Genomic DNA, 11,328 nt, shown 5'->3' with positions numbered 1-11,328 from the left:
CGGTCCGCGGCAGGCCCGATTCAGGCGGTGACGGTACGGCGGGCCGTGCGGCCGGAGATCTGGACGCGGTCGATGGCACCGCTCTCCGGGTCCCGCACGAAGCGCCCGCCGGGATGGCGGCGGCCGGACGCGGGATCCACCAGGTCACAGGTGAGATCCGGATAACAGACCAGGGGCGCGGGGGTGTCGCCGTTCACGGTCAGCGTCAGGGAGCCGTCGGCGTCCGCCGCGACCCGGTACTCGACGGTGCCGTTGTGGTAGGTCCCGGCGCACTGGGGAAGTGCGACGGCGCGGCCGCGCTCGGGCGGGCGCGCGGCCGAGGGGACCTGCACTCCGGTGATCCGGTCGAGGTCTTCGGCCAGTTCGTGCCACAGAGCGGTGCCGTTGTTGGCGTTGCTGGTGAAGGCGACCACCGTGCCGCTGTCCGGTTCGGCCCGCAGATGGCAGGAGGTGCCCTGGGCGTTGCCGTCGTGGCCGCACCACTGCTGGGTGCCCTGCTGGAAGAGCGCGACGCCCAGGCCCCATGCGTCCGCCAGGACACCCGGGGCGGCGCCCGGTACGGGGCGGCGCATCTCCTCGGCGGCGTCGGGTGTCAGCACCGTGCGGGGGCCGTGTCCGATCAGGGCCCGGCCCAGTGCCACCAGGTCGAGCGCGCTGGCCAGCAGGGCACCCGCGGGGGCCTCCACCGGTGCCAGGTTCTGCTGCACCGGAAGCACGCGGCCCGAGGTCGTGTTCACGGAGTGGCCGCGGGCCACCGGACGCGTCGGCGCGCGGTCGCCGAGGAAGGCGGGAACGGTGCCCAGGGGCTCCAGGAGCAGCGACCGCACGGCTTCCTGCCAGGTCATGCCCGTCACTGCTTCGATCAGCCGGCCGGCGGCGACATACCCGGCGTTGGAGTAGGAGAAGCCGCTGCCGGGCGCGCACACGGTGTCCCGGCCGGAACAGTGCGCGGACAGGTACCGGGCGGGGGTCAGTGCCTCCGCGTCGTCCGAGTCGGGCCCGGTCGGGAGGCCGCCGGTGTGGCTGAGCAGCTGCCGTACGGTGAGGTGCGGCGCCCGTCGCAGCTCCGGCACATGCGTGCCGACGAGATCGGTCAGCGCGAGGTCACCGTCGTCGGCCAGGAGCTGGACCACCGCGGCCGTGTAGGGCTTGGTGACGGATCCCAGCGGCACCGCCGTGTCCGCGGTGAACATCTCGCCGGTGGCGTTGTCCGCCTCGCCCGTCTGGGCGGTGTACGTCACCGAGTCGACCTGCACGGCGAGTTGGGCTCCCGGCACCTGGTGGGTGCGCGCGAGCGTGTCCAGACGCTCTTGTAAGAGGCGTCGTATGTGGGTCGGCTGCCGGCTCGCGACCTGAGCACTCGAAGCATGCGGCATGAGAAAGGAACTCCCGGAACTCGAACTCACGGGGGAATGGCGCGTCTGCCTGCCGTGACGGCAACCTCACGGCACGGACGGACCAGCCCCTGGGCCTGATCGCCGAGGGAACTCGGCAACCGATCTCCTCGCGTGCGCCCGGCCGTTGGTGCCGGGCACGCTCTTCACTGCGAACGGCGCTATGCCCTCCGCACCTCCACCGGCAGACGACGCGCACTGACGATGACGGCCGGATTCTGGAACTCGACCTCACGGCGGCTCGGGATGGTGAGGCAGGAGAAGCGGTCCAGCAGCTGCCGCAGCGCGATGCGTGCCTCCAGCCTGGCCAGGGGTGCGCCGAAGCAGAAGTGAATGCCGTGGCCGAAGGTCAGGTGGGGGTTGGGGTGACGCATCACGTGAAAGGTGCCGGGATCGGTGAACCGAGCCGGGTCGCGGTTGGCGGTGGCCAGGTTGGCCATCAGGATGGCGTCGGCGGGGAGGGTCCTGCCGCCGAGCTCGACCTCTCGGGTGGTACGGCGCCCCAGTTCGGGGAAGGGCGGCAGCCAGCGCAGCACCTCTTCGATGGCGTCCGGCAGCCGGCCGGGTTCGGCGCGTACCTGCGCGGCGGCCTCGGGATACGCGTCGAAGCTGAGCACGGCGTTGCCCAGCAGGGCGGTGGTGGTGATGTGCCCGGCGACCAGCAGCAGGGCCACAAAGCCGACGATCTCCTGGTCCGCCAGGCGTACGCCGTCCACCTCGGCCTGCAGCAGCCTGCTGGTCAGCCCCTCGCCGGGGTGCTTCCGGTGGTGGCGGATGTGTTCGAGGAGGTAGCCGTTCATCTCGCGCACGGTGGGGGCGATGGAGTCCAGTGCGCGCTCGATATCGCTCATGTCCAGCGATTCGCCGATCTCGTCCCCGCCGAAGAGCGTGGCCGCCCACTCCTGGAACAGCCCGCGGTCGGCGGCCGGCACACCGAGCAGCTCGGCTATCACGAGGAGGGGCAGCGGGTAGGCCAGCGCGTCCACCACGTCGAACCGGTCGCGGTCCCCGACGGCATCGAGCAGTTCCGCCGTGATGGCGTGGATCCTCGGTTCGAGTCCGGCGACGACGCGCGGGGTGAACGCCTGGCTGACGAGGGTGCGCAGCTTGCGGTGCTCGGGCGGGTCCATGCCGACGAAGTTGCCCTGGCGGAAGGTCTCGAAGTCCGGCTGGGTGGGGGTCAGTCCGGAGAAGTCGGAGGAGTACGTCGCCGGGTCGGCGAGGACCGCGGCCACGCTCCGGTGGTCCAGCACCTGCCAGACGTTCTGCCCCTCGTCATGGCGCACGGGGTCGGCCTCGCCGCCCAAGCTACTCCACCGGCCGACCAGATCGTCGAAGACGAAAGGTGCCTCTTTCAGTTCGTTGCTGGTCACCGGTTCTCCCTGAAGTGCGGGTCCGGGAGGGTTCGTTCCTCCCCGGCGGTTATGCGCTGGACTGGTAGGCGGCCGTACCCGTCGAAAAGACGGAGCGCCGTATGACGCAACAGGCTTACTATCACAGCCCTTTCATGACCTTGATGGCCTTCGGATTAATTTTGTACTTCCTGTGCAAGAATTGGCGAAGCCAGGTTCGGCGCAGGTCTTCCACCACGATGTTGCGGCATCCCGAAAAGGGCACTCGGATCTCCCGACGGCATGAACGCCCCTAGAGATACGCGAACATGAACACCGGTTAAAGGCATGCGGATAAGGCCGCCGTACCGCCCCCGCGGCACATTGCCTGCACAGGCTCATGAATCCGCGTTACATGTACGGCGCGCGGCGCGGCAGCACCGCCTTCACGCGCCGGGTGACCGGCTTCCGCGGCGCCTGCACACCACTGCGGGTGCGCTCAACGGCGACAGCAGCAGAAAAGCAGCCTCGGCGGCCTGCCGGTATGCCCCCGCGTACCGGCCGACGGCAACTCCCGGACAGAGCCGGACGTGCCATTCCGCATGCCGAGCCCCCTCCCGCCCCTGGACGCAGGCAATCGAGAACATGGCGCCGGGTCCACCTCGCGGCTCGACGAATCAGGCCACGAAACCCCTGCCCGGCCCTCCGCCCTCGCCAGGACACACGGCAGCGAAGCCACCGTTGACCATCTCGTTACCACACATCCCCCACTGAAAACCCCCACACATGACACGTGCCAGGCATCCCCGCACACGAAAAGGTGTGCGATCCGCACACGAGCCAACGGCGCCCGAAAAGAACGAGAGAAACGCAAAACGCTACCGGCGGGTACAGTTTGATGTTGTCAACGCTCCGCGCCCCCGGGCGCTTTCACGCCAGTCCAGCTTGACCGACAGTCTTCACTCCCAGTCATACAATAGCAACCCCCTGCGGTTTGACTGAGAGTGATTTCTATACCCATTCACCCCTGCTCGCCAGTAGGCCGCAAGTGACCCCTGTTGCGCGTGAGGCAAACAATTTTCGACCGTCCGTTCGATCCGAGTGCGGGGAAGTGGGTAATGAACGTTTCCCGGGGAGCGGCAAGGCGCTCCGAGGGGGCCGCTCTCCCCCGCCGCAGGATGATGCCACCACTGCTCTGCGGCAAGTGTCAGACCTTGGCAAACCGCTGCGGGGAGAACAAGCCTCAAGAGCAGATCCGGGCCAGGGCCGGAGCCGCCACCGGCGCACCGGAAGGTGTTCGCCGCCGCAGTGCCCGCAGCGGAGCCGGGCAGGCCAGGCCCGCATTCACCGCGCTCATCCGCCATCGCGGCCGGCCTCCATGGTTGTTGACCGGCCAACGCAGCCGCTCCCTCGGTGGCTTGCTTTCGACGTCCGGTTAATTGGCTGGATTCCATGCCTTGCGGCCGACGTGAACGCGGCAGTAACTGCTTTGGGATCGCTTGCCCCGAAAGAGATGACGTAATTGTTGCCGATGGGCAAGCAGTTGATGGAGGCGTCGAATATGCCCCGGCAGGGTGCGCCGCTCTCGGCCCGGGCGGTGCGGAACCTCCCCGCGGGAAGCGGCGACCTCGCACGCCCGAAACGGCGAAGGCCCGCACGCCGCCGGCCGGCCGGCTCCTCCGGTGACGCCCCGGCGCGCCGGGAATGACCGCACTCCGCAGCCGTGTTGCCGCCGCAGTGCCGCTGTGCGGTCAAGTCGCCTCCGAGGCAATCCAGTTGAACCGCCGGCCCCCGGGCGGCGCGGCGGTGCGGGCCCGACGGCCGTGGTGCCACAGGTTCCGAACGAGCGGCGCGATGTGGGACAGTGAGGTGACGGAACAGCCTGGTTCGGCTCGTGAGTCTTGCTCACCCGGTGCTCCGAGAAGCGGGATGTGATCCCCGGCAGCTCCTGCCGCGGCGGCCCGCGACCGCCGGACCGCACGCGGCGCCTGCCGTGTGCCCGCAGTGTTGCGGCTGCTGGAGACTGCCACCCCAACTCTTTGAGGGCATGATTCCTTTCACCATCAGCACCCAGTATCTGGACGACACCGTGCTGCTCATGGCCTGCGGTGAGATCGACCGTGCCTGCGAGCCCGCATGTGACCGTGTCCTCGCTTCGCTGCCCGCAACGCTGGCCGGAGTGGTCCTGGACATGCAGAACGTGCCGTTCATGGACGTGACGGGCCTGCACTTCCTGTGCGCCCTGCACCGTCGGACCGCCCGCCATGACACCCGTCTGCACACCCGCGGCTGGCAGGCGCAACCGCGGTACGTCCTGGATTCGGCCCTGCACCTCGACCTCCGGGGCGCCGACCTGAACACCGCGGTACGCGCGGCGCTCGACCTGCTCTAGACCCGTCTTCGTGGTCAGCGGCGCGGAGGCCGTTGCGGGGCGCAGTGGCGGCGGTCGCGGGCATACCGGCGGAGCGGTCGCGCGCTTCGGCAGGGCCGTACGACAGCGAAAAACCGAGGGGTCCGGCCGGTTGGCAGGCCGGACCCCTCGGTTGCGGGGCATCACGTCATGGGGCGGTCAGTGACCACCCTCGTCCACGACCGCGACCTCCTCGATGTTCTGTTCGATCGCCTCGGACGAGACGGCGGTGGCGCGGGCCCAGTAGTAGATGCCCAGCGAGAACGCCGTGATGACCGCCATGTCCCACCACAGCGGAAGGTGCCCCTGGCCGCCGAAGCCGCCCTGCCAGGCGATGAGGCCCATGCCGACCAGGTATACCGGCAGCCACAGCGCGGCCTTCCAGTCCAGTCGCGGAGCGTTCGGCAGGCGCTTCTTCGTCGCGTACCAGGCGTAGCTGCCGAGCAGCACATACCCGATGATGATCGCCCAGCCGAGCCGCTGGAGGGTGTCCCACCCGGCCCAGTAAATGATCAGGCTCGCGACGACGAAGGACACCGGCGAGATCACACCGCCGCCGGGCAGGCGGTACGGGCGCTCGTGGTGCGGCAGCCGGTCGCGGAAGACGCCGAACGCCAGCGGCGCGCCCGCGTACATCAGCACGCTCGCCGAGGTGATGAAGGAGACCAGTTCCTGCCAGCTCGGGAAGGGCAGGAAGCAGATCACGCCGGTCACGAACGAGATGATCAGGCCGAACCACGGCACACCGCGGCCGTCGGTCTTCTCGAACAGCCGGGGCGCATAGCCGTTCTTGCTGAGGCCGTAGGAGATGCGCGAGGTGGAGGTGGTGTAGATCAGGCCGGTACCACCGGGGGAGATGATCGCGTCCGCGTAGAGGACCCAGCCCAGCCACCCCAGGCCCACCACGGTGGCCAGGCCGGCCCACGGGCCGCTGATGCCCGCGTAGTCCAGCTTGGCCCACCCGTGCGCGAAGGAGGCCAGCGGCAGCGCGCCTATGTAGACCACCTGGAGAAGGACGTAGATCACCGCGCCGATCACGACCGAGCCGATCGTGGCGCGCGGCAGGTCGCGCTTGGGATTGCGGCTCTCCCCGGCGAGCTGGATGGCCTGCTCGAAGCCGAGCAGCGCGAAGATGATGCCGCTGGTGCTGATGGCGCTGAGCACACCCTTCGCGCCGAAGGGGGCGAAGCCCTGCGAGGTGAAGTTGTGCGGGTGGAAGTTGGTCGCCGCGATGATGAAGATCGCCCCGAGGGGTACGGCGATCTTCCACCAGGTCGCCGCGCTGTTCGTGTGCGCCAGCACCTTCACGCCGAGGAAGTTCACCGCGACAAAGATCGCCATCAGGACGACCGCGACGATGAAGCCGCTCGTCGTGAGGGTCCCGTTGGCGTGCTGGAAACCCTGGGCCCACGACCAGTGACCGGCGTAACCGATCATGGCCTCGACCTCGATCGGGGCGACCGTCGCCGCCTGGAGCCAGGAAAACCAGCCGAAGGACATTCCGGCCAGGCCGCCGAAGGCGTAGTGCGGATACCGCGCCGTACCACCGGCCACCGGGAACAGGCCACCGAGCTCGGCGTGCACCAGCGCCAGCAGCACCACCGCGACCGCGCCGATGATCCAGGAGATCAGCGCGGCCGGTCCCGCCACCACCACGGCCTTCTGCGCCCCGTAGAGCCACCCGGATCCGATGATGGAGCCGACCGACGCCCACATCAGGCCGATCAGTCCCACGTCCCTCCGGAGGGAGCCGGAGGCCCGTGCCCTCTCGGGAGCGATCTCGTCAACGCTTGCCATAGGAGGCCTTTCAAGACAGCAGTGGCTGAAAATTTGCCTCAGAGTAGGGAGCATTCACGGCCCTGCAAAGAGCCGTTGCCTGAATAGTGGGATTCCTTGAAGGAATGCATACCGAATGCTCAGCTCGCCACTGTGGACATTTCACGGGATTCCCGAATGGGCGGTCCACGGGACGGCGTCGATAGCAGAATGCAACCGGGCAATTACCCATCCGATTCTTCGGATCCCCCATAATTTTGGGGAAAAATTGAAGGTTGGGGACAGCAATGGGAGCTTCGGGTCAGGTAATGCCGCCCATCAAGGTCCTCGCGATCTTCAGCAGCCCCTCGGCAGGCCGGCGGGAGCCGACGGGGAAACCACCGGACATCACGCCGCGACATATCGCGACCGTCGGGCGCATGGCCTCTCTCCCGCGGTCCCCGCTGTAGGGGTGGAGGGCGTAGAGGCGGTGACTGAGGGGGAACACCGCTGCGGCGCGCCGTCCGGCTTTGGGTCGTCCGACTTTTGACCGTCCGACTTTGAGCCGTCCGACATGACCCGTTCGGCCTGAGCCGTTCGACCTGACCGGTTCGGCCTGACGCGTCATTTTCGCGATAGAGCCACCCATAAAGCGCATTCTTGCGACGTTCTCAAGTGGTGCGCCGTGACAAGGCAGCTGACGGCGGGTCATATGTCGCTACTGCGACGAGAAGGCCGACGCGGTGTCGCCCTTCGCAGTAGGCCGAAAGGAACATGCCCATGCGCACTGCCCGCACCCTGTTCGCCTCAGCCGTCATTACCGCGGTATTCGCGGTGGGCGCGCCCACCGCGATGGCCTCGCCCGCGGCCGAGGACGGCACCACGGTCAGCGCCACCTCGGCACACCACGACGACCACGGCCGTCACCGGAGAGGAGACCGCGACCGGGACCGCTACCGCGACCGTGACCGGCACCGGGATCACGACCACGGCCGGTACTGCCACCACTGGCACGGCCACCACCACATGTGCAAGCACCATCACCACAGGCACCACTACCGGTCCGTCGGCGGTATGCACACCGGCGGCGGCGCTCGGGTGGACGTCGACCGCTAAGAGCTGTCCCTGAGGGAGCCGGGTTTTTGCACGGGCCCACACAGTGGTGATCATCTCTCAGAAACCTTTGAGTGACGCACTGTTGGGAAACGGACGGGCGGCCGCCGGCCGCCCGTCCGCCGGTGCGGATACGGAAATGCCGTGCACTCGTCTCTTGACCTCGATCGAGGGGTCCCGCCGCAAAGGGATCCGCCTCCGCAGCGGCTCGTCTCCGGCCATGCGCCGGGCCGGGTCAGGCCCTCCGCGGGAAACTCCCCTGTTTCCCGCGGAGTTCTGCGGGCAGCGGAATGATGACGCCGACGAAAGGACCTCATCATGAGCGCCGTGGAGAAGGCGAAGGCCAAGGCGGAGCAGACGACCGGGAAGGCGGAAAAGGAAGTCGGCCGCACGGTCGGCAATGAACGCCTCGAAGCGGACGGCGTGGTGCGGGAATCCAAGGGGAACCTGCGCGACGCAAAGGAAAGCGGCAAGGACGCACTCAAGGACTGACGCCAGGAATCCGTCATGGGTGGGTGGGCCACGTACATCTGTGGTCCCACCCACCCATGGCATGGGTTACTTCGCGAGCCGGGACGGATTCCACTCGCGGAAGCAAGACGGTGCCATGACAGCGCCATGGCCGGGGCCGTCGGCGATTCGCCGTGTCAGGCCATGGCTGATAGGGAGGTGGCATGAGCGAAATTCCTCCGGTTCTGACCGTTACCGCCATCAGCACCATCGGGGCCGCCGATGTTCACGACGAGAACGCGGACTCCTGGGTGGTGATCGAAACGGCCGAGCAGGGCCAGTTGCTCCTGAATCTGCCCGGCCCCCTCTATGACGCCGCTGTCCAGGCCACCAGGCTTCCGGCCGACCAGCCCGGCCCCGGCCGCCTGGCCCTCACCGACGAAGAGATCGCCGCCTACCGCGCCCATATCGCAGCGCTCTCCGACGCCGACCGGGGAGCCTGACGACATCCCGGGACACCCCCGGGGCCCGTGGGAGGTCGGCCGAGTGGCCGGATACCGCCTCTCGGCCCAGGGGCGCCGGAGCGGTGCGGACGCCGTCGGAGACCGAGCTCGCGTTCGCCGGTCCCGGCGCCGGCCGGCACTACGAGACGGGCGTCCAGCTGATGCGCCTCGTCCCCGCGGGCGCCTCGTCCCCGCGGGCACCTCGGACCGGCATCAGCCCAGGACGAGCGGCAGTTTCGCGGCCGGCCCGCCGAGTTCGGCCCGCTCCCCCTCGGTCGGTGCCCGGCGCCCGGTGCCGACCAGAAGTGCGTCCTTGTCGGTGAACGACGCGGGGAACGCGGCGTCGGCGATCCGTTCCAGCATCGCGCGGGACCGGGCCAGGCCCTCCGCGGGCGGTTCCTTCGCGTCCGGGAGGTACGCGATCAGATCGAGGTGGTGCAGCGTCCACTCCAGGACGTACGCGGTGAGGTAGTCGCCCACGGTCAGGACCTCGTCGCGGGTGCTCACCCGGGCGCCGGGGTCGGCGAGTTCGGCGGCGCGTCCGGCGGCGGAGCCGACGTCGTCGAGGTGGAAGGTGAGCAGGCGCGGTTCCTCGTACGCGGCGGCCAGCCGGACGGTCAGCGCATCGAGCGGGTCCTCGCCGGTCGGCGGTTGGTCCTCGACCCTCCAGTAGGTCACCGCGTTCACGGTCGGCTGTGCTCCCGCGGGGGTGGCGAGGGTGATCAGGACGTCCTGCGCGTCGATGATCAGGTGGCACACGAGGTCCCGCACGAGCCAGCCGGTGCAGCCGGACGGCTGCCCGAAGTCCTGGTCCGGGAGTTCGGCGACCGCCGTGCGCAACGCTGCCCATGAGCGTGAGAAGAGATCCACATCGGCACGGTAGTGCGGTCCCGGAACGGCGGACAAGAGGAGGGGATGACCGGCGCGCGCCCTCGTCCGCGGGGCGACGGCAGCCCCTGAACAGGGCGCCGGCAACCAGTCCACGGGCCCCGTGCGTCGACAGAGATATGTCGACCGTGCCCACCCTTCTGCGGAAGGCTCTCCTCTTCGCCTGGCTGGAGACACGCTGCTGTGCCTTCGCCATCGCCCTCCTGTCGGGCGTGGCCGTGTCCCAGGCGCTGCCGCAGCTGCCCATTGCCCGATATGACCTGCTGGTCGCCTATGGGGTGCTGCTGACCGCGGTGTTCCTGGCCTGCCGCTGGGAGAGCGGTCGGGACACCGCGGTCATCGCGGTGTGTCATGTGATCGGTCTGGCCTTCGAAGTGGTGAAGGTCGCCCTGGGGTCCTGGAGCTATCCGGAACCGGCTGTACTGAAGTTCGCCGGCGTGCCCCTCTACGGCGGCTTCCTCTATGCCGCGGTGGGCAGCTACGTGTGCCGCGCCTGGCATGTGATGGACCTGGAGCTGAGCCGCTACCGCGCCGGAGCGACCTCGGTGGTGGCCGTGGCGATCTATGTGAACTTCTTCAGCCACCACTGGCTCCCGGACCTGCGCTGGCCCCTCGCCGCCGCTCTGCTCGCGGTCACCGCCGGGACACAGGTGAGGTTCACCGTCGGGCACACCCGCCACCGGATGCCCCTGGCGCTCGGCTTCACCCTGATCGGTTTCTTCCTGTGGCTCGCGGAGAACCTCGCCACCTCTCTCGGCGCCTGGCGCTACCCCGACCAGCTGCACGGCTGGCAGCCCGTCGCCGGGGAGAAGATCGGAGCCTGGGCACTCCTGATCAGCGTGACCTTCGTCCTGGTCGCCTGGGCCAAGGGCAAGCAGACCCCGGGAGGCCGGACACCGGGCGGCGGCTCTCCGCGACTCCGCGCTCCTGCCGCACAAAGGACAAGCCCTGAGGCCCTTAATGGCGCGGAAGGAGGGACCCCAGAGGCCCGAGATCGAGGTTGAGGTCCTCGAGGCGCAGGCCGTGCTGATCACACAGCTCGGTCATCCGCTCTTCGAGGTGCATCAGTGTCTCCCCGATCTGTTCCACCTGTGCGTCGCTCAGGTCTCCCTGTTCCACCCGGCGGATCGCCTGCCGTTCCATCAACTGCCGCAGGAGCTCCACCACGGTGAGTACCAACGAGACCAGGTCGCGGCCCATTTGGTCACGGTCGACGTCGAATCTGCTCTCCCGCGCGTCGGTGCGTTCGCTCATAGCGGGCCCGAGTCCGACCACGGCGCGGGCACGCGTTCGCTGACCGACGACAGCAACGCGTGGAGGGAGAGCCGCACCAGGGGCACGTCCGCGATGGCGATGACCAGGTCACCGCTGATGACGACCCCGGTGGACAGGACGCGGTCCAGCAGGTCGACCAGCGGGACGCCGATGGGGCCGGTGAGCGGGCCCGGTGTTTCCCAGGGGACGGGGTGCCGGTCGGACACGGC

General features: G+C 68.8%; 11 protein-coding genes. 5 read left to right on the top strand and 6 right to left on the bottom strand.

Features of this window, described 5'->3' with window-relative positions:
* Positions 1–20 precede the first annotated feature (20 nt).
* Together OHS81_RS34340 and OHS81_RS34335 are read right to left on the bottom strand one after the other, a co-directional pair.
* The gene (locus tag OHS81_RS34340; protein ID WP_328389824.1) at positions 21–1,376 is read right to left on the bottom strand and encodes a serine hydrolase domain-containing protein; all 1,356 of its coding nucleotides are present in this window, start codon (positions 1,374–1,376) and stop codon (positions 21–23) included.
* Positions 1,377–1,555: 179 nt separating this feature from the next.
* Positions 1,556–2,767: a cytochrome P450 gene (locus OHS81_RS34335; protein WP_328389822.1), complete on the bottom strand. Its 1,212-nt coding sequence runs from the start codon at positions 2,765–2,767 to the stop codon at positions 1,556–1,558.
* A 2,005-nt stretch (positions 2,768–4,772) separates the two neighbouring features.
* On the opposite strand from OHS81_RS34335, the gene OHS81_RS34330 reads away from it, so the two are divergent.
* Positions 4,773–5,117 carry an STAS domain-containing protein gene (locus OHS81_RS34330; RefSeq protein WP_328389820.1) on the top strand — a complete coding sequence of 115 codons (345 nt, stop codon included), beginning with the start codon at positions 4,773–4,775 and terminating at the stop codon, positions 5,115–5,117.
* A gap of 177 nt (positions 5,118–5,294) precedes the next feature.
* Here OHS81_RS34330 and OHS81_RS34325 read toward each other — a convergent pair whose 3' ends face one another.
* Positions 5,295–6,932, bottom strand: a complete 1,638-nt coding sequence (locus OHS81_RS34325; protein WP_328389818.1) for an APC family permease — start codon at positions 6,930–6,932, stop codon at positions 5,295–5,297.
* A gap of 738 nt (positions 6,933–7,670) precedes the next feature.
* Between OHS81_RS34325 and OHS81_RS34320 the strand changes: the two genes are divergently transcribed.
* From OHS81_RS34320 to OHS81_RS34310, 3 genes are all read left to right on the top strand, one after another.
* Positions 7,671–8,006: a hypothetical protein gene (locus tag OHS81_RS34320; RefSeq protein ID WP_328389816.1), complete on the top strand. Its 336-nt coding sequence runs from the start codon at positions 7,671–7,673 to the stop codon at positions 8,004–8,006.
* A 315-nt stretch (positions 8,007–8,321) separates the two neighbouring features.
* Positions 8,322–8,495: a CsbD family protein gene (locus OHS81_RS34315; protein WP_088796137.1), complete on the top strand. Its 174-nt coding sequence runs from the start codon at positions 8,322–8,324 to the stop codon at positions 8,493–8,495.
* Positions 8,496–8,677: 182 nt separating this feature from the next.
* Entirely contained in the window at positions 8,678–8,956 is a 279-nt protein-coding gene (locus OHS81_RS34310) for a hypothetical protein (protein WP_088796138.1), read from the top strand.
* 213 nt (positions 8,957–9,169) lie between these two features.
* Here OHS81_RS34310 and OHS81_RS34305 read toward each other — a convergent pair whose 3' ends face one another.
* The gene (locus OHS81_RS34305) at positions 9,170–9,826 is read right to left on the bottom strand and encodes a maleylpyruvate isomerase N-terminal domain-containing protein (RefSeq protein WP_328389811.1); all 657 of its coding nucleotides are present in this window, start codon (positions 9,824–9,826) and stop codon (positions 9,170–9,172) included.
* 137 nt (positions 9,827–9,963) lie between these two features.
* Here OHS81_RS34305 and OHS81_RS34300 point away from each other — a divergent pair, with 137 nt between their 5' ends.
* Positions 9,964–10,848 carry a DUF817 domain-containing protein gene (locus OHS81_RS34300; protein WP_443058807.1) on the top strand — a complete coding sequence of 295 codons (885 nt, stop codon included), beginning with the start codon at positions 9,964–9,966 and terminating at the stop codon, positions 10,846–10,848.
* Here OHS81_RS34300 and OHS81_RS34295 read toward each other — a convergent pair.
* Positions 10,802–11,098, bottom strand: coding sequence for a gas vesicle protein K (locus OHS81_RS34295; RefSeq protein ID WP_328389807.1), 297 nt, complete (start codon positions 11,096–11,098; stop codon positions 10,802–10,804). The genes OHS81_RS34300 and OHS81_RS34295 overlap by 47 nt on opposite strands.
* Positions 11,095–11,325: a gas vesicle protein gene (locus OHS81_RS34290; RefSeq protein WP_328389806.1), complete on the bottom strand. Its 231-nt coding sequence runs from the start codon at positions 11,323–11,325 to the stop codon at positions 11,095–11,097. Before OHS81_RS34290 ends, OHS81_RS34295 begins: the two co-directional genes overlap by 4 nt.
* Positions 11,326–11,328 lie beyond the last annotated feature (3 nt).

This window comes from Streptomyces sp. NBC_00400, assembly GCF_036048035.1.
GTDB lineage: Bacteria > Actinomycetota > Actinomycetes > Streptomycetales > Streptomycetaceae > Streptomyces.
This window is presented reverse-complemented; position numbering and strand designations above follow the sequence as displayed.

Bases quoted from the DNA above. Each gene is read 5' to 3' on its own strand.
- OHS81_RS34340 (WP_328389824.1), bottom strand. From the start codon at position 1,376: ATGCCGCATGCTTCGAGTGCTCAGGTCGCGAGCCGGCAGCCGACCCAC.
- OHS81_RS34330 (WP_328389820.1), top strand. From the start codon at position 4,773: ATGATTCCTTTCACCATCAGCACCCAGTATCTGGACGACACCGTGCTG.
- OHS81_RS34325 (WP_328389818.1), bottom strand. From the start codon at position 6,932: ATGGCAAGCGTTGACGAGATCGCTCCCGAGAGGGCACGGGCCTCCGGC.
- OHS81_RS34320 (WP_328389816.1), top strand. From the start codon at position 7,671: ATGCGCACTGCCCGCACCCTGTTCGCCTCAGCCGTCATTACCGCGGTA.
- OHS81_RS34315 (WP_088796137.1), top strand. From the start codon at position 8,322: ATGAGCGCCGTGGAGAAGGCGAAGGCCAAGGCGGAGCAGACGACCGGG.
- OHS81_RS34310 (WP_088796138.1), top strand. From the start codon at position 8,678: ATGAGCGAAATTCCTCCGGTTCTGACCGTTACCGCCATCAGCACCATC.
- OHS81_RS34300 (WP_443058807.1), top strand. From the start codon at position 9,964: ATGTCGACCGTGCCCACCCTTCTGCGGAAGGCTCTCCTCTTCGCCTGG.
- OHS81_RS34295 (WP_328389807.1), bottom strand. From the start codon at position 11,098: ATGAGCGAACGCACCGACGCGCGGGAGAGCAGATTCGACGTCGACCGT.